The sequence below is a fragment of the Pseudomonas sp. RIT778 genome (assembly GCF_019718735.1).
Lineage (GTDB): Bacteria > Pseudomonadota > Gammaproteobacteria > Pseudomonadales > Pseudomonadaceae > Aquipseudomonas > Aquipseudomonas aphyarum.
In genome coordinates this window covers 25,777-42,876 of sequence record NZ_JAIHBA010000028.1, presented here as the reverse complement: position 1 = coordinate 42,876, position 17,100 = coordinate 25,777, and the positions used below count along the sequence as shown (strand labels likewise).

At 62.7% G+C, this 17,100-nt stretch carries 15 protein-coding genes; 9 read left to right on the top strand and 6 right to left on the bottom strand.

Annotated elements, in window-relative coordinates:
* From K5E37_RS19825 to K5E37_RS19805, 5 genes are all read left to right on the top strand, one after another.
* Positions 1-1,176 (top strand): MmgE/PrpD family protein (locus tag K5E37_RS19825; RefSeq protein ID WP_260404345.1); only part of this gene is annotated, 1,176 nt, incomplete at its 5' end.
* A gap of 16 nt (positions 1,177-1,192) precedes the next feature.
* The gene (locus K5E37_RS19820) at positions 1,193-2,371 is read left to right on the top strand and encodes an MFS transporter (RefSeq protein ID WP_127798243.1); all 1,179 of its coding nucleotides are present in this window, start codon (positions 1,193-1,195) and stop codon (positions 2,369-2,371) included.
* A 157-nt stretch (positions 2,372-2,528) separates the two neighbouring features.
* A complete protein-coding gene (locus K5E37_RS19815; protein WP_221534916.1) occupies positions 2,529-3,215 on the top strand; it encodes an HPP family protein in 687 nt (228 codons plus the stop codon).
* Between the two features lie 190 nt (positions 3,216-3,405).
* The gene (locus K5E37_RS19810; protein ID WP_085603444.1) at positions 3,406-4,512 is read left to right on the top strand and encodes an enoyl-CoA hydratase/isomerase family protein; all 1,107 of its coding nucleotides are present in this window, start codon (positions 3,406-3,408) and stop codon (positions 4,510-4,512) included.
* Between the two features lie 3 nt (positions 4,513-4,515).
* Positions 4,516-5,667, top strand: a complete 1,152-nt coding sequence (locus K5E37_RS19805) for an acyl-CoA dehydrogenase family protein (protein ID WP_039768643.1) — start codon at positions 4,516-4,518, stop codon at positions 5,665-5,667.
* Positions 5,668-5,704: 37 nt separating this feature from the next.
* Here K5E37_RS19805 and K5E37_RS19800 read toward each other — a convergent pair whose 3' ends face one another.
* From K5E37_RS19800 to K5E37_RS19775, 6 genes are all read right to left on the bottom strand, one after another.
* Entirely contained in the window at positions 5,705-6,478 is a 774-nt protein-coding gene (locus tag K5E37_RS19800; RefSeq protein WP_085603440.1) for an enoyl-CoA hydratase, read from the bottom strand.
* 14 nt (positions 6,479-6,492) lie between these two features.
* Positions 6,493-7,620 carry an acyl-CoA dehydrogenase gene (locus K5E37_RS19795; protein ID WP_127798246.1) on the bottom strand — a complete coding sequence of 376 codons (1,128 nt, stop codon included), beginning with the start codon at positions 7,618-7,620 and terminating at the stop codon, positions 6,493-6,495.
* Between the two features lie 19 nt (positions 7,621-7,639).
* Positions 7,640-8,830 (bottom strand): acetyl-CoA C-acyltransferase, encoded by a 1,191-nt coding sequence (locus K5E37_RS19790; protein WP_221534915.1) that lies wholly within the window; start codon positions 8,828-8,830, stop codon positions 7,640-7,642.
* A gap of 12 nt (positions 8,831-8,842) precedes the next feature.
* Positions 8,843-9,604, bottom strand: a complete 762-nt coding sequence (locus tag K5E37_RS19785) for an SDR family NAD(P)-dependent oxidoreductase (RefSeq protein WP_085603435.1) — start codon at positions 9,602-9,604, stop codon at positions 8,843-8,845.
* Between the two features lie 16 nt (positions 9,605-9,620).
* Positions 9,621-11,285, bottom strand: a complete 1,665-nt coding sequence (locus K5E37_RS19780) for an AMP-binding protein (RefSeq protein ID WP_221534914.1) — start codon at positions 11,283-11,285, stop codon at positions 9,621-9,623.
* Positions 11,286-11,554: 269 nt separating this feature from the next.
* Positions 11,555-12,571, bottom strand: coding sequence for an AraC family transcriptional regulator (locus K5E37_RS19775; RefSeq protein ID WP_221534913.1), 1,017 nt, complete (start codon positions 12,569-12,571; stop codon positions 11,555-11,557).
* A 179-nt stretch (positions 12,572-12,750) separates the two neighbouring features.
* Here K5E37_RS19775 and efeU point away from each other — a divergent pair, with 179 nt between their 5' ends.
* The 4 genes from efeU to efeO (K5E37_RS19755) are packed head-to-tail and all read left to right on the top strand — an operon-like array spanning position 12,751 to position 16,960.
* On the top strand, positions 12,751-13,590 hold the full coding sequence (efeU, locus tag K5E37_RS19770; RefSeq protein WP_102688071.1) for an iron uptake transporter permease EfeU: 840 nt from the start codon (positions 12,751-12,753) through the stop codon (positions 13,588-13,590).
* 8 nt (positions 13,591-13,598) lie between these two features.
* Entirely contained in the window at positions 13,599-14,798 is a 1,200-nt protein-coding gene (gene efeO, locus K5E37_RS19765; RefSeq protein ID WP_221534912.1) for an iron uptake system protein EfeO, read from the top strand.
* Positions 14,799-14,815: 17 nt separating this feature from the next.
* Positions 14,816-16,114: an iron uptake transporter deferrochelatase/peroxidase subunit gene (efeB, locus tag K5E37_RS19760; protein ID WP_221534911.1), complete on the top strand. Its 1,299-nt coding sequence runs from the start codon at positions 14,816-14,818 to the stop codon at positions 16,112-16,114.
* 21 nt (positions 16,115-16,135) lie between these two features.
* Positions 16,136-16,960, top strand: coding sequence for an iron uptake system protein EfeO (efeO, locus tag K5E37_RS19755; protein WP_039768660.1), 825 nt, complete (start codon positions 16,136-16,138; stop codon positions 16,958-16,960).
* Positions 16,961-17,100: the final 140 nt, after the last annotated feature.

The following is a 17,100-nucleotide window of genomic DNA, read 5'->3' as shown; positions in this document are numbered from 1 at the left end:
GGCACCGCGCTGGTCTGGGGTTCGTCATTGCGCGTCGGCACGGGGCATGCGGCCTTGCTCAACGGCATCGCCGCCCATGCGCTGGAACTGGACGACACCGGCGGTTGCGATCACTCGGGCGCGGTGGTGTTGCCGGCGGTGATGGCGGCGCTGTCGCTGGTGGACCGGCCGGTGGACGGTCGCGAATTCATCACCGCCGTGGTGATCGGCTACGAAATCGGTCGGCGGGTGCTGGAAGCCTGCGGCAGTTATTCGGCGCACAACGGCGCCGGTTGGCACTCGACCGCCACCTGCGGTGTGTTCGGCGCGGCGGCGGCCTGTGCACGGATCTTTGCGCTGAATGTCGGGCAAACCGTGTCGGCACTGGGCATCGCCGGCAGTTTCAGCGGCGGGTTGTGGGCATTCATTCATGACGGTTCGCAAAGCAAGAAACTGCACAGCGGTCGTGCGGCCGAGGGTGGCTTGCTCGCGGCGCGTTTTGCCCGTGAAGGCGTCAGTGGGCCGTCGGTTTTGTTCGAGGATGTCTGGGGTGGATTTCTCAAGACGCTGGCGCCGGGCAGCGCGCAACCGGATGCGCTGGATCTCGAACTGGGGCGCGTCTGGAAACTCGCGCGCTGTTCGATCAAACCCTACGCCGCTTGCCGTGGCACCCATTCGGCTATCGATGCGCTCGGGCTGCTGCTGGAGCAACTGCAGATCGGCGCCGATCAGGTGGAAGACGTCCAGGTGAACCTGTGCGGGTTTCTGCTCGACATGTGCGGTGGCCGCGACACCCAAAGTCTGGCCGCCGCGCAGATGAGCCTGCCCTACGCCCTCGCCGCGCGACTGGTGCACGGTCATTGCCGACTCGAGGCTTACGATGAGCAGCCACGCAACGATCCGTGCATCGCTCACTGGCTGACGCGCATTCGTCTTGAAGTGGATGAGCGACTGTCGGAGGATGGCGAGCCGGTGGTCGTTGTGCGAACCCGCGACGGGCGTGAGGCGAGTCTGTGTGTCGAGGTGCCGCTGGGCGCGCCGGGCAATCCGCTGAGCGAGGCGGCGCTGGAGGAGAAGTTTTTCAGTCTGGCGTTGCGGGTCATTTCACCGGTCAAGGCCGAGCCGTTACTGGCGCAGCTGCGGCAACTGCAAACGCTGGATTCCGTGCGCGATCTCGAGCACCTGTTAACCGAATAAGGACATTTGATTTTCCGTGGCCACCTACTCGCTCGTTATCCGCCGCCTGATGATCGTCTCGCTGACCATCGTCGTCAGCCGCGCCATCACCAGTCCGTTGCTCACCTTGTTCTTGAGCAACAAACTCGGCCTCAACCAACAGGATGTCGGGTTGTTGCTGGGCATCGCGGTGTTCATCGCCACCCTGCTTGCGCTGTACGGCGGCTACATCATCGACCGGCTCGAGAAGCGCCGGTTGCTGATTCTCGCCATGCTGTCCAGCTCTATCGGATTCGTGTTGCTGACCTTCGCCAAAGACCTGTACCTGACCACCGCCACCCTGGTCATCACCGAAACCGCCTCGGCGTTGTTCCTGATCGGCTCCAAGGCGATCCTCAGTGAAAACCTGCCCATGGGCCAGCGGGCCAAGGCGTTTTCCCTGCGCTACACCCTCACCAACATCGGCTACGCCACGGGCCCGATGCTCGGCGTGGTAATCGCCGGGGTCTACCCGATTGCGCCGTTTCTGATTGCCGCCGGCATCGCTTTCGGCAGCATCTTTCTGATGATCGGCATCCCCAAGGACGCCAGCCCGATTGCTGCCATCGGCCAGCCGCAAAGCTTTCTGAAAACCCTGATCACCCTGAAAAACGACCGCACGCTGATCATGTTCACCTGCGGCTGTCTGCTCAGCACCGTGGTCCATGGCCGCTTCACCCTGTACCTGTCGCAATACCTGCTGGTGGTCGAAGACTCGCAGCGAGCCCTGCAAACCATGGCCGCCCTGCTCGCCTGCAACGCCATCGCGGTGATCCTGCTGCAATACCAGATCGGCCGCTTCCTCAACCGGGAAAAACTGCGCTACTGGATCGCCGCCGGCACCAGCCTGTTCATCCTCGGTTTGATCGGCTTCAGCCTAGCGGACAGCCTGGTGACGTGGTGCATCGCGATGTTCATCTTCACCCTCGGCGAGATGATCATTTACCCGTCGGAATTCCTGTTCGTCGACACCCTGGCCCCGGAAGAACTGCGCGGCAGCTATTACGGCGCGCAGAATCTGGCGGCGCTGGGTGGCGCGCTGAGTCCGGTGATCTGCGGCTTCCTGCTGATGCACACGCCGGCGCCGACCATGTTCTACGCCCTCAGCGCACTGACCGCGATGGGTGGATTCCTGTGCTTCATGAGCGGACGCCGCGTGGCTTTACTGCATAAATAATGCACTGAAACTGCATTTATATGAATTTGTCAGCATCGTGATTGCTTGGCACACTGTGCGCGTTCCTCCCCCAATAGTTGGAACACTTCGAAGGACTTTCCGCGTTTACGGACAAGTCCTTTTTTTTGCCCTGAATTTCGCAAAGGATCGATTCTGCATGCTCGCTCGCTGGTTGCCCGCCGCCATCAACACCCGCCCCACCGAATGGAGCCGCGCCGCGATCGGCATGGCCCTGGGCACGTTGTTCAGCGTGTGGGCGTGCAGTCAGGTGTTCGGCATTGAAGTGGCCTACCACCTGATCGGCCCGCTGGGCGCTTCGGCGGTGCTGCTGTTCGCCGTATCGTCCGGCGCCCTCGCCCAGCCATGGTCGATCATCGGCGGCTACCTGTGCGCGGGCATCGTCGCGTTGCTGGTGGCCCACGTACTCGGCCGAACCCTCGGCAGCGCGTGCCTCGCCGCAGGCATGGCGCTGATCCTGATGTGCTGGCTGCGCTGCCTGCACCCACCGGCCGGCGCCGTCGCGTTGACCATGGTGCTGGCCGATCCGATGACCATCGCCATGGACTGGAAAGCCCTGGAACCGGTGATGCTCAGCGCCGCCTGCCTGCTGCTCGCCGCACTGGCCTACAACAACCTCACCCGCATCCGCTACCCGAAACGCCCCGCCGAGCCCGCGCCAGCCGTGGCGCCGCTCGATATTCAGTCCATCACGGCCGAGGATCTGAAATTGGCACTGGCCGATATGGAGGCGTTCATCGATGTCACGCCGGAGGATCTGGAGCAGTTGATTCATGCCAGTGAACTGCATGCCAAGCGGCGCAGCATTGGCCAGGTGTTCCGCTGAGTCCAGAGCCAGTCCCTGTCAGCGTTGTCGATTGAAAAGAAGCCGCGATCCTGTGCATTTGGCCTAAGGTAAAAATGCAGACAGCCCGTGCACATATCCCCGTTGTACACGGCAAATTTGCACTGTTACGATCCGGTAACGCTCGCGCGCGAGCTTCTCGAATAAAGACAATAAAAGCAGGGAGTTAGTGATGACTGCTCAGGCTTCATCCCCGCGGACTTCGTCCATGGATGCCACGCCGCACGAAGTGCTGGCCGAGGTTCGCAATCACATCGGTCATCTGACCCTCAACCGCCCCGCCGGCCTCAATGCCCTGACCCTCGACATGGTGCGCCAGCTCCAGCAACACCTGGATGCCTGGGCCGCCGATGCCGATATCCACGCCGTCGTGCTGCGCGGTGCCGGCGAGAAAGCCTTTTGTGCCGGTGGCGACATTCGATCCCTGTACGACAGCCATAAAAGCGGCGACACGCTGCACGAAGATTTCTTCGTCGAGGAATACGCCCTCGACCTGACGATCCACCACTACCGCAAACCGGTGCTGGCGCTGATGGACGGTTTCGTTCTCGGCGGCGGCATGGGTCTGGTGCAAGGCGCCGATCTGCGGGTGGTCACCGAGAAGAGCCGTCTGGCGATGCCGGAAGTGGCGATCGGCTATTTCCCGGATGTCGGCGGCAGTTATTTCCTGCCACGGATTCCCGGCGAGCTGGGGATTTATCTGGGCGTCAGCGGCGTGCAGATTCGTGCGGCGGATGCGCTGTATTGCGGCCTCGCCGACTGGTATCTGGACAGCAGCAAACTCGGCACCCTCGACGAACAGCTCGATCACCTGGAGTGGCACGACACGCCGCTGAAGGATCTGCAAAGCCTGCTGGCCCGCCACGCCGTGCAAACCCTGCCGGATGCGCCGCTTGAAGCCTTGCGCCCGGCCATCGACCATTTCTTCGCGTTGCCTGACGTGCCGAGTATCGTCGAGCAACTGCGCGCCGTGACCGTCGCCGACAGCCACGAATGGGCGACCACCACCGCCGACCTGCTGGAAACCCGCTCGCCGCTGGCCATGGGCGTGACCCTGGAAATGCTGCGTCGCGGCCGGCACCTGAGCCTGGAACTCTGCTTCGCCCTCGAACTGCATCTGGATCGCCAGTGGTTCGAACGCGGCGACCTGATCGAAGGCGTGCGCGCCCTGCTGATCGACAAAGACAAATCACCGCGCTGGAACCCGCCGACCCTGGCTGCGCTGCACGCCGAGCACATCGCGAGTTTCTTTCACGGTTTCGAAGAGAGCGGGAGCTGAGCCATGCACGATCTCGAATTGACTGAAGACCAGGTAATGATCCGCGACATGGCCCGGGACTTCGCCCGTGGCGAAATCGCGCCCCACGCACAAGCCTGGGAAAAGGCCGGCTGGATCGATGACGGTCTGGTGGCAAAGATGGGCGAACTCGGCCTGCTGGGCATGGTGGTGCCGGAGGAATGGGGCGGCACGTACGTCGACTACGTGGCCTACGCGCTGGCGGTGGAAGAGATTTCCGCCGGTGACGGCGCCACCGGCGCGTTCATGAGCATCCACAACTCGGTGGGTTGCGGGCCGGTGCTCAACTACGGCAGCGAAGAACAGAAACAGACCTGGCTGGCGGATCTGGCCAGCGGCGCGGTGATCGGTTGCTTCTGCCTGACCGAACCCCAGGCCGGCTCCGAAGCGCACAACCTGCGCACCCGCGCCGAACTGCGCGACGGACAATGGGTAATCAACGGCGCCAAGCAATTTGTCAGCAATGGCAAGCGGGCGAAACTGGCGATCGTGTTTGCGGTGACTGATCCGGATCTCGGCAAGCGTGGCATCTCGGCGTTTCTGGTGCCGACCGATACGCCGGGTTTCATCGTCGATCGCACCGAACACAAGATGGGCATCCGCGCTTCCGATACCTGCGCGGTGACGCTGAACAATTGCAGCATTCCTGAAGCGAATCTATTGGGTGAGCGCGGTAAAGGCCTGGCGATTGCCCTCTCCAACCTTGAAGGCGGACGTATCGGCATTGCGGCGCAAGCCCTGGGCATCGCCCGCGCGGCGTTTGAAGCGGCGCTGGGTTACGCCCGTGATCGGGTGCAGTTCGGCAAGGCGATTGTCGAGCACCAGAGCATCGCCAACCTGCTGGCGGACATGCAGATGCAGATCAACGCGGCACGCTTGATGATCCTGCACGCGGCGCGGCTGCGTACGGCAGGTAAACCGTGTCTGTCGGAGGCTTCGCAGGCCAAGCTGTTTGCTTCGGAAATGGCCGAGAAGGTGTGTTCGTCAGCGATTCAGATTCATGGCGGGTATGGGTATCTGGAGGATTACCCGGTTGAGAAGTACTACCGGGATGCGCGGATTACCCAGATTTATGAGGGGTCGAGCGAGATACAGCGGATGGTGATTGCTCGGGAGTTGAAGAACTATCAGCTCTGACTGATCGCCCCCACGCAATGCGTGGGGGCGAACGCTATTACTTGCCCTGGAACTCGGCAGGCCGCTTGGCCACAAACGCCGCCATCCCTTCCTTCTGATCCTGCGTCGCAAACGCCGCATGGAACACCCGACGCTCGAATCGCACGCCTTCAGTCAGGTTCACTTCAAACGCGCGGTTGACGCTTTCCTTGACCATCATCGCAATCGGCAGCGATTTGCTGGCGATCACCGCCGCCACTTTCAGCGCCTCATCCAGCAACTCGGCACTCGGCACGATCCGCGCGACGATGCCGCAGCGCTCGGCTTCCACCGCGTCGATCAAACGCCCGCTCAGACACATTTCCATGGCCTTGGCCTTGCCCACGGCGCGGGTCAGGCGCTGGGTGCCGCCCATGCCTGGGAGCACGCCGAGGTTGATTTCCGGCTGGCCGAATTTGGCGTTGTCGCCGGCCAGGATGAAGTCGCACATCAGCGCCAGTTCACAGCCGCCACCCAGGGCAAAACCGTTGACCGCCGCGATGATCGGCTTGCGGCGGTTGGCCACGCGGTCGCTGTCGCTGAACAGGTCGTCCATGTAGATCTGCGGGTAGGTCAGATCAGCCATTTCCTTGATGTCGGCGCCGGCGGCGAAGGCTTTGGTCGAACCGGTGATGACGATGCAGCCAATGTTCGCGTCGGCTTCAAAACCATCCAGCGCGCGGTTCACTTCGCTGACCAGTTGCGCGTTGAGGGCGTTCAGCGCCTGCGGGCGATTGAGGGTGATCAGGCCGACGCGGCCATGGGTTTCCAGCAAAATCGTTTCGTAACTCATGTGCAGATTCCTTCTCAAAGATTGCGCGAAATGACCATGCGCTGAATGTCGCTGGTGCCTTCGTAGATCTGGCAGACCCGCACGTCGCGGTAGATGCGCTCCAGCGGGAAGTCGTTGAGGTAACCGTAACCGCCGAGGGTTTGCAACGCCATCGAACAGACCTTTTCGGCCATTTCCGAGGCGAACAGTTTGGCCATCGATGCTTCGACCAGCGCTGGCTGACCGCTGTCACGCAGGGCCGCGGCGTAATGCACCATCTGCCGCGCCACGGCGATCTGGGTCGCCATGTCCGCCAGGCGGAACGCCACGGCCTGATGCTCGATGATCGGCTTGCCGAAGGTGTCACGTTCACGGGCGTAATCGCGCGCCGCTTCGAACGCGGCGCGGGCCATGCCCACCGATTGCGAAGCGATGCCGACACGGCCGCCTTCAAGGTTGGCCAGGGCGATCTTGTAGCCCTCGCCCTCCTCGCCCAATCGGTTGGCCACCGGCACTTTCACGTCTTCGAACAGAATCTGGCAGGTGTCCGAGGCGTGCTGGCCGAGCTTGTCCTCGATGCGGGCGACTTTGTAGCCCGGCGAGTCGGTCGGCACGATGAAGGCGCTGATCCCGCGCTTGCCGGCGCTCGGGTCGGTGACGGCAAACACGATCACGACCCCGGCGTTCTGCCCGGAGGTGATGAACTGTTTGCAGCCGTTGAGCACGTAGTGATCGCCTTCAAGGCGTGCGCGGGTTTTCAGGCTGCTGGCGTCGGAACCGGCCTGTGGTTCGGTCAACGCGAAGGCTCCGAGCATCTCACCGCTGGCCAGCGGTTTGAGGAAACGCTCGCGCTGGTCGTCGTTGCCGAACTTGAGGATCGGCACGCAACCCACCGAGTTGTGCACGCTCATGATCGTCGAGCACGCGCCGTCACCGGCGGCGATTTCTTCCAGGGCCATGGCGTAGGCCAGGTAACCGGTGTCGCAACCGCCCCACTGCTCCGGCACCAGCATGCCGAAAAAGCCCAGTTCGGCCATTTCGCCGATGGCTTCTTTCGGGAAACGGTGCTCGCGATCCCACTCGGCGGCGAACGGTTTCAGCCGTTCCTCGGCAAACTGCCGGGCCATGTCGCGGATTTGTTGTTGGTCGTCATTGGGAATCATGGCAAATCCTTAAATCGGTTCAGACGCACTCGACGGCCATCGCCGTGGCTTCGCCGCCGCCGATGCAGATCGCCGCGACGCCGCGTTTCAGGCCTTTCTGGCGCAGGGCCGAGAGCAAGGTCACCAGAATCCGCGCGCCGGACGCACCGATCGGGTGACCGAGGGCGCAGGCGCCGCCGTGGATGTTGAGCTTGTCGTGAGGGATTTCCAGGTGGGTCATCGCCGCCATGCCGACCACGGCGAAGGCTTCGTTGACTTCAAACAGATCGACCTGATCCAGCGACCAGCCGGTTTTCTTCATCAGTTTCTTGATCGCGCCAATCGGTGCCACCGGGAACAGGCCCGGGGTGCCAGCGAAGGCAGCGTGACCGTGAATCACCGCCAGCGGTTTCAGACCCTGTTTCTGCGCTTGCGACTGACGCATCAGCACCAGTGCGGCGGCGCCGTCGGAGATCGAGCTGGAGTTGGCTGCGGTCACGGTACCGCCCTCGCGGAACGCCGGTTTCAGCGAAGCGATCTTGTCCAGCTTGGCTTTTGGTGGCTGCTCGTCGTTGCTGATCACAACCTGTTCTTTGCCAACGGTCACGGTCAGCGGAACGATCTCGGCCTTGAAGCTGCCGTCCTTGATCGCCTGCTGGGCGCGGGTGGTCGAGGCGATGGCAAAAGCGTCCTGAGCCTCGCGGCTGAAGTCGTTGGTTTCAGCGCAATCCTCGGCGAAGGTGCCCATCAGACGGCCCTTGTCGTAGGCGTCTTCGAGGCCATCGAGGAACATCGAATCCAGCACCCGACCGTGGCCCATGCGGTAGCCGGCGCGGGCGCGATCCAGCAGGTACGGCGAATTGGACATGCTTTCCATGCCGCCGGCGATCACCACATCGGCGCTGCCGGCCAGCAGCATGTCGTGGGCCAGAATCGTGGTTTCCATGCCCGAGCCGCACATCTTGTTGACGGTGGTGCAGCGGGTGGATTTGTCCAGCCCGGCGCCCAGCGCAGCCTGACGCGCAGGCGCCTGACCGAGACCGGCGGGCAGCACGCAGCCGAACAGCACTTCATCGACTGCATCGGCGGCAACACCGGCGCGTTCGACCGCAGCCTTGATTGCTGCTGCGCCGAGTTGTGGCGCGGTCAGGCTTTTCAGTTCGCCCTGAAAACCGCCCATCGGGGTGCGGACGGCGCTGACGATGACAATCGGATCGTTGGAGATGGTCATGGGAAATCCTCCTTACTTGGCGGCCATGCGCAAGGCACCGTCGAGACGGATCACCTCGCCGTTGAGCATGCTGTTTTCGATGATATGCCGCACCAGCGCGGCGTACTCGGCCGGTTTGCCCAGGCGCGGCGGGAACGGTACGCCGGCGGCCAGCGAGTCGCGCACTTCCGGGGTCATGCCGGCCATCATCGGGGTTTCGAAAATGCCCGGGGCGATGGTCATCACGCGGATGCCGAAGCGCGCCAGTTCGCGGGCGGCAGGCAGGGTCAGGCTGGCGATCGCGCCTTTGGATGCAGAGTACGCGGCCTGGCCGATCTGGCCGTCGAATGCCGCAACCGATGCGGTGTTGATGATCACACCGCGCTCGCCGTCGGCATTGGCTTCGCTTTCGGCAATCGCTGCCGCTGCCAGACGCAGCATGTTGAAGCTGCCGATCAGGTTGACGTTGATCACCTGAGCGAAACTGGACAAGGCGTGCGGGCCGTTTTTGCCGAGGATTTTCTCGCCGCGAACGATGCCGGCGCAGTTCACCAGACCATTCAGGCTGCCGAAGGCTTTTACCGTTGCCTGCACGGCGGCCTCGGCGGCGGCTTCGTTGCTGATGTCGGCGACCACGCTCTGCGCGCCGAGGCGTTGGGCCTGGGCGGCAACGGCGTCGGCGTTCATGTCCACCAGCATCACTTTGGCGCCGGCACTCACCAGCAATTCAGCGGTAGCGGCACCCAGGCCGGATGCGCCGCCGGTGACGATAAAAACCTTGTTTTCGATCTGCATGACTGTTTCCTTGGATTCAAGCTGAAACGTTGTGCGCCGCGGCCTCTTGAGCCTTGGCGATTTCCTGGTTGCGCAAGATAAAGCGCTGCAATTTGCCGCTCGGGGTTTTCGGCAACTCGCTGACAAATTCGATTTCACGGGGGTACGAATGCGCGGCCAAACGCTTGCGCACGTGTTGGCGCAGTTCTTCGGCCAGCGCAGGTTCCGCGCGGTATTGCGGGTTGAGCACGACGAAGGCCTTCACCAGTTCGGTGCGCTCCGGATCGGGCTTGCCGACCACCGCTGCCTCGACGACGGCCGGGTGTTCGATCAGTGCGCTTTCCACGTCGAACGGGCCGACCCGGTAGCCAGACGCGGTGATCACGTCATCGCTGCGGCCGACGAAGCTGATGCTGCCGTCCGGGTTCCACTCGACGGTGTCGCCGCTCAGGTAGTAATTGCCGACGAAGGCTTTGGTTGGCGCGCCTTGGTAACCGGCGAACCAGCACATTGGCGACTGCGTGCGATCAATGGCGAGGATGCCGGGCTGGCCGACGCCGAGTTCGTTGTTCTGCTCGTCGAGCACCACGATGCGATGGCCCGGCGAGGCGAAACCGGCGGCGCCGAGGTGGATCGGGTGTTCGAGGCCGTGGTGATTGCACAGGACCATGCCCAGTTCGGTCTGGCCGTAATGATCGTGAATGACCACGCCGAGGTTGTCGGCGAACCAGCGGATCACTTCCGGGTTCAACGGCTCGCCGGCGCTGCTGACGATGCGCAGCTTGCCCTTGATCGACTTGGCGAACTCATCGCCGCCGGCAATCAACAGGCGATACGCCGTGGGCGAACCGGTGAGGTTGGTGATCCCGTATTTGTTGATCACCCGGCAGGTGCTTTCGAGGGTGAACGGGCCATCGTAGAACGTGATCGGGTGGCCCATCGACAACGGGCCGGTGACACCGAAATAGATGCCGTAGGCCCAGCCCGGATCGGCAACGTTCCAGAACGCATCTTCCGGGCGCAGATCCACGGCATCGCGGGTGTAGCTCTGGAATGCGACGACCGCCTTGAGCGGCACCGACAGCGCGTTCGACGGGCCGGTGGTGCCCGAGGTGAACATCAGCAGGAACGGGTCTTCGCCGGTCAGCATCACCGGTTCGCAGACATTGGAATGGTTGGGCAGCTCGGCCCAGAAACTGAAATCGCCACGGACGATGCCCTGGCCTTTCGGGCCGCCGACGGTGACCAGCGTCGGGCAATCAGCGACTTCGCTGAGTTTCGGCCGGTTGGCGGCGTCGGTCACCACGACTTTGGCGCCGGAGCTGTTCAGGCGATGCTCGAGGGCCTTGGGGCCGAACGCGGTGAACAGCGGTTGATACACCGCGCCGATGCGCCAGGTGGCGAACACGGTGATCAGCAATTCGATATTGCGCGGCAGCAGGCCGGCGACCTTGTCGCCCTTCTGCACGCCCTGGGCGAGAAGGAAATTGGCGAAACGCGCGGCTTTGTCCAGCAGGTCGCTGAAGGTATACGTCGCACTGGCGCCGTCGCGGCCTTCCCAGAACAGCGCGATGCGCCCCGGCAGCGCGTGCCGGTCACAACATTCGACGCAGGCGTTGAGCGCCTCGAGCGAGCCGCTGAGGGCGGCGTCCACGATGTGCTGATAATCAAACTGTTTGGTGGCAGACAAGTAATCGCGCATTGCCAGAATCCCTCTGTTCTTATTAGGTTGGGGAACCGTTAACAACAGAGGAATACTCGCGCCGCACGCCGGCGGCGGCAATGGTCAAAGCCCTCAAAGTGGATGACTGGTTTGGCCAAGAATCCGGTTGCAGCTGATCGTTCCCACGCTCCGCGTGGGAATGCAGCCCGGGACGCTCCGCGTCCCCTCCAGAGCTGGAACGCGGAGCGTCCCTTGAGGCATTCCCACGCAGAGCGTGGGAACGAGAGTCAGCGGTGGGCGGTGGTGGGTCAGGACGCTTCGTTGAGGATCAAGCTGCGATAGTGCCCCGGATTGGTCCCCGACCACTTGCGAAACGCCTTGTAGAACGAGCTCGCATCGGCAAACCCCAAGCGGGTGGCGATGTCGGCAAAACTGATCGAAGGTTCCGCCAGCCAGGTGATCGCCAGTTCCTTGCGCACGCTGTCCTTCAAACCCTGATAGGTCTGCCCTTCTTCAGCCAGACGCCGACGCAGGGTCGAAGCCGACATGCACAACTGCTGGGCCAGCGCGTCGGTTTCCGGCCACTTATCTGCGGATAATTGCCGCAGATCCTGCTTGATCCGGCTCGCAAGGCTTTCCGGGTCGCGGTATTTCACCAGAATGTTGGCCGGGGCATGGGCCAGAAAGCGCTTCAACTCCTCGGCGCTGCGCTTGATCGGCAGATCCAGCACGTCGGCGGCAAAGATCATCCGCGTGCGCGGCCGGTCAAAACGCAGGTTCTCGGAGAACATCACTCTATAGTCATCACAGAAATCCGGCGCCGGGCAGCGCAGTTCGATGGCCAGGATCGGAATCCGTCGTCCCGCCAGCCAGCACGCCACGCCGTGGACGATCATCCAGTAAGTGAAATAGGTGAAGGCGCGACGCGGTTCCGGATCGTCTTCCAGCAGCACGATTTCCGCCAGACTCTGCTGGTGCACCAGTTGCGCCGGCATGCGTTCGAGCATCAGCGACAGGAAATTCAAACCGGTGCTCAGCCCCGCAGCCAGGTTCGGCTGGGCCATCGCGCTGCGGCAGAGGAATTCCAGGCTGCCGGATTTCAGCTTGCGCGGGTCCATGCCAAAGAACTCGTCATCGCCGCGCCGGGCCAACAGGCGCCATAACCGCGCGTACTGGCTGGCCGGGACGCGCGCGTCATCGGTGGGCAGCCGCGCCGGATCGATCCCGACCTTGCTCAAGACTTCTTCCGTGGCCACGCCCGGGGCACAACTTTGCAGCAGTGCTTCGCGCACCAGTTGAATGGCGATGGTGTCTTTTTCCGACATGGAACGCGCGCAATCCTGTTGTTGTTCGAGTGGCGGGCATCTTAGCGCAGCTGGCTGGGCGGCGTGGATGTTCAGACTCGTTCAGCTGAGGTTCAGGTAAATGTCAATGGATGCCATGTGAGAATGACTTTCATTATGTTACAACTTGTAACCTCATTTCGTTACACAGTGATCGTCGAATGCTCGTTCCCTTTTTGATCATGTTGCGCGAAGGCATCGAAGCCGCGCTGATCGTTGGCATCATCGCCAGCTACCTGCAACAGACCGGCCGTGGCCAGTGGATGCCGGCGGTGTGGATCGGGGTTTTTCTCGCCGCTGCGCTGGCCTTGCTGGTTGGCGGCGGCCTGGAACTGGTCAGCGCCGAATTCCCGCAAAAGCAGCAGGAACTGTTCGAAGGCGTGGTCGGGCTGGTGGCCGTGGGCATTCTCAGTTCGATGGTGTTCTGGATGCGCAAGGTCGCGCGTTCGATCAAGCATTCGCTGCAAGCCTCCCTCGATCATGCGCTGACGTCTTCGAAACATCAGGTCATCGCGCTGATCGCGATGGTGTTTTTCGCCGTGGCCCGGGAAGGTCTGGAAACCGTGTTCTTCCTGCTCGCCGTGTTCCAGCAGAGCGAAGGCCCGGCCGCGCCGATCGGCGCCCTGCTCGGCCTGATCCTGGCGATCATCGTCGGCTTCCTGATCTACAGCGGCAGCATGCGCCTGAATCTGTCGGCGTTTTTTCGCTGGACCGGGTTGTTCATCCTCGTGGTCGCCGCCGGGATTCTCGCCAACTCGGTGCAGGCCCTGCATGAAGCCGGGGTGTGGAACCACCTGCAAACCGTGCTCTTCGACTTCAGCGCGACGCTGCCGATGGATGGCCCGCTGGGCTCGGTGCTGGCCGGCATGTTCGGTTATCAGGATGCACCGACCGTCAGCACCCTCGGCGCGTACCTGATTTATCTGCTGGTGGCGCTGGTGATGTTTTTCATGCCGGCGCCCAAGCCTGCTGCCCAATCGTCTTCCGTTTCCAGCCAATAAGGGCCTTCATGTCAAAGCCTAATACTCCTCAGGCCTCGCCTCCCCGCGCCTTGCGCTGGGCGGTGGCCGGTTCGGTGGTCGTGATGATCGCCGCCGGTGGCCTGTTCTACTACGCCTCGAAAATGGCCGCCGCCAAACGTCAGCACAACCGTGACGAAGTGGTGGTGAACATCCATCCGCACAGTTGCGAGCCGAACGCCCTCACCGTCCCGGCCGGCCACGCCAGTTTCCGCATCGTCAACCGCTCCGACCGGGCGGTGGAATGGGAAATCCTCGACGGCGTGCTGGTGATCGAAGAGCGCGAGAACATCGCGCCGGGCCTGAGCCAGGTGATCAACGCCAACCTGCAACCCGGCGAATACGCCATCACCTGCGGCCTGCTGAGCAACCCGCGCGGCACCCTGCACGTGACGCCGACCGCCGCGTCCGATGCCGCCGCCAAGGCCAAGCCGTCGATGGTTGCCTTCGTCGGGCCGCTGTCGGAGTTTCGCGTCTACCTGGCCAGCCAGGGCAACGCGCTGATCAAAGCCGTGACGGCGCTGAATCAAGCCATCGACAGTGGCGATCTGGCCCAGGCCCAGGCTTTGTATTTGCCGGCCCGTGCCGCGTACCAGCGTCTGGCCCCGGCCGCACAACGCTTGGCCGAGCTGGACAACAGCATCAACGCCCGCGCCGATTACTTCGAAAAGCGCGAGCAGGATCCGGCCTTCGTCGGCTTCCACCGCCTCGAATACGCGCTGTTCCAGCAACGCAAACTCGACGGCCTGACACCGATTGCCCAAGGCTTGCTCGACAACGTCACCACGCTGAAACAACAGCTGCTGGCCCAGTCGCTGCCACCGGAGCAACTGGTGGAAATCGTCGTGCGCAACCTCAACACCCTCGCCGACGTGCGCGCCGCCAGCGGCGAAGAGGAACGCTACAGCCACAGCGATCTCAACGGCTTCGCGGCCAATCAGGAAACGGCGCACAAAGTCGTCGAACTGCTGCGTCCGCTGCTGAGCAAATCCGCCGCCGACCTGCTGCCGAAAATCGACAGCGCGCTGGCTGATTTCGATACCACGCTGAACGGCTTCAAGGTCAAGGACGGCTACGCCAGTTACGACACCGTCAACGGTGAGCAACGCAAGCAGATCGCCGACAAGGCCAAGGCCTTGGCCGACGCCCTCGACGCCATTGATCCCGCCCTCGGCCTCTCCGGCCTGTAAGCAGAAGACGAATACCGATGAACGATTCCGAACACTTCAACCTGCAACGTCGCCGCGTACTGATGGGGATGGGCGCCGCCGGTGTCGCACTGGCCGGCACGGCGTTGAGCTGCCCGGCAATGGCCGCCTCGCCTGCGCAAGTCACCGAAGCACCGAGCAGCGACAAGACCCAGGATCACCATGACTTTCATGGCGTACACCAGAGCGGCATCGTCACCCCGCGCCCGGCGGCCGGCATGCTGGTGTCGTTCGATGTGCTGGCCAGCGACCGTGAAGACCTGGAGCGTCTGTTCCGCACCCTTAACGAGCGCATCACGTTTCTGATGAAGGGCGGCCCGGTGGCGCAGATCGATCCGAAGCTGCCGCCGCCGGATTCCGGCATCCTCGGCCCGGTGGTCACCCCGGACAACTTGACCATCACTGTGTCGGTGGGCGAATCGCTGTTCGACGAGCGTTTCGGCCTCGCGTCCGCCAAACCCAAGCGCCTGGTGCGCATGGTCGGTTTCCCCAACGATGCGCTGGAAGCCGATTGCTGCCACGGCGACCTGAGCCTGCAGTTCTGCTCCAACACCGCAGACACCAACATCCACGCCCTGCGCGACATCGTGAAGAACCTGCCGGATCTGCTGCTGGTGCGCTGGAAACAGGAAGGCAGCGTGCCGCCGCAAGCCCCGGCCAAGCCCGGTGTGCCGGCGCAATCGGCGCGTAACTTCCTGGGTTTCCGCGACGGTTCGGCCAACCCGGATTCTAACGACGGCAAAGCCATGGACCGCATCGTCTGGGTGCAACCGGGGAGTGACGAACCGGCCTGGGCGGCCCACGGCAGTTATCAGGCGGTGCGGATCATCCGCAACTTCGTCGAACGCTGGGACCGCACGCCGTTGCAGGAACAGGAAAGCATCATCGGCCGGGTCAAAACGACCGGCGCGCCGATGGGCGCCAGCCATGAGACCGAGGTGCCGGATTACAGCAAGGACCCGGAAGGCAAGCTGACCAAGCTTGATGCGCACATTCGCCTGGCCAATCCGCGCACCGCCGCGAGCCAGGCCAACCTGATCCTGCGCCGGCCGTTCAACTACTCCAACGGCGTGAACAAGAACGGCCAGCTCGACATGGGCCTGCTGTTCATCTGTTACCAGGCCGACCTGGAAAAAGGCTTCATCACCGTGCAGACCCGCCTCAATGGCGAACCGCTGGAGGAATACCTCAAGCCGGTCGGCGGCGGTTACTTCTTCACCCTGCCGGGTGTCACGGGCGACAAGGACTTCATCGGTCGCTCGCTGCTCAACGCTACTCAACCAAAAACAACTGCATAGCATTCAACAGGAGCCGCCCCCATGAAAAAGACGCCACTCGCGTTATTGCTGACCCTTGGTTTGCTCAACACCCCGCTGTCGGCGTTCGCCGCGACCGCGCCTCTGGATCTGGTGGGGCCGGTGTCGGACTACAAGATCTACGTCACCGAACAATTGGATGAACTGGCCAGCCACACCCAGCAGTTCACCGACGCGGTGAAAAAAGGCGACCTGGCCACCGCGCAGAAGCTCTACGCGCCGACCCGCGTTTATTACGAGTCGATCGAGCCGATCGCCGAGCTGTTCAGTGACCTCGACGCCTCCATCGACTCCCGCGTCGATGACCACGAGCAAGGCGTGAAAGCCGAAGACTTCACCGGCTTCCACCGCATCGAATACTCGCTGTTCTCGGAAAAGAGCACCAAGGATCTTGATGCCCTGGCCGATGGCCTGAACAAGGACGTGAAGGACCTGCAGACCCGCGTCGCCGGCCTGACCTTCCCGCCTGAGAAAGTCGTCGGCGGCGCCGCTGCGCTGCTTGAAGAAGTCGCCGCGACCAAGATCTCCGGTGAAGAAGACCGCTACAGCCACACCGACCTCTACGACTTCCAGGGCAACATCGACGGCGCGAAGAAAATCGTCGACCTGTTCCGTCCGCAGATCGAGAAACAGGACAAGGCCTTCGTTGCGAAAGTCGACAAGAACTTCGCCACCGTGGACAAGATCCTGGCCAAGTACAAGACCAGGGACGGTGGTTTCGAGACTTACGACAAGGTGAAGGACAACGACCGCAAGGCGCTGGTCGGCCCGGTCAATACCCTGGCCGAAGACCTGTCGACGTTGCGTGGCAAACTCGGTCTGAACTGAGACTTGTAGCGCCTGTTCTGACGCCTTCGCGAGCAAGCCCGCTCCCACATAGGATCTTTGTTGAACACAAAATTGTGCTCAGCGAAGACCCAGTGTGGGAGCGGGCTTGCTCGCGAAGGCATTTTTAGCAGCGCCGAAAA

What these genes read in the sequence shown, in the direction of transcription:
- K5E37_RS19815 (WP_221534916.1), top strand. Translation starts at nt 2,529, where the DNA reads ATGCTCGCTCGCTGGTTGCCCGCCGCCATCAACACCCGCCCCACCGAA.
- K5E37_RS19810 (WP_085603444.1), top strand. Translation starts at nt 3,406, where the DNA reads ATGACTGCTCAGGCTTCATCCCCGCGGACTTCGTCCATGGATGCCACG.
- K5E37_RS19805 (WP_039768643.1), top strand. Translation starts at nt 4,516, where the DNA reads ATGCACGATCTCGAATTGACTGAAGACCAGGTAATGATCCGCGACATG.
- K5E37_RS19800 (WP_085603440.1), bottom strand. Translation starts at nt 6,478, where the DNA reads ATGAGTTACGAAACGATTTTGCTGGAAACCCATGGCCGCGTCGGCCTG.
- K5E37_RS19795 (WP_127798246.1), bottom strand. Translation starts at nt 7,620, where the DNA reads ATGATTCCCAATGACGACCAACAACAAATCCGCGACATGGCCCGGCAG.
- K5E37_RS19790 (WP_221534915.1), bottom strand. Translation starts at nt 8,830, where the DNA reads ATGACCATCTCCAACGATCCGATTGTCATCGTCAGCGCCGTCCGCACC.
- K5E37_RS19785 (WP_085603435.1), bottom strand. Translation starts at nt 9,604, where the DNA reads ATGCAGATCGAAAACAAGGTTTTTATCGTCACCGGCGGCGCATCCGGC.
- K5E37_RS19780 (WP_221534914.1), bottom strand. Translation starts at nt 11,285, where the DNA reads ATGCGCGATTACTTGTCTGCCACCAAACAGTTTGATTATCAGCACATC.
- K5E37_RS19775 (WP_221534913.1), bottom strand. Translation starts at nt 12,571, where the DNA reads ATGTCGGAAAAAGACACCATCGCCATTCAACTGGTGCGCGAAGCACTG.
- efeU (WP_102688071.1), top strand. Translation starts at nt 12,751, where the DNA reads ATGCTCGTTCCCTTTTTGATCATGTTGCGCGAAGGCATCGAAGCCGCG.
- efeO (WP_221534912.1), top strand. Translation starts at nt 13,599, where the DNA reads ATGTCAAAGCCTAATACTCCTCAGGCCTCGCCTCCCCGCGCCTTGCGC.
- efeB (WP_221534911.1), top strand. Translation starts at nt 14,816, where the DNA reads ATGAACGATTCCGAACACTTCAACCTGCAACGTCGCCGCGTACTGATG.
- efeO (WP_039768660.1), top strand. Translation starts at nt 16,136, where the DNA reads ATGAAAAAGACGCCACTCGCGTTATTGCTGACCCTTGGTTTGCTCAAC.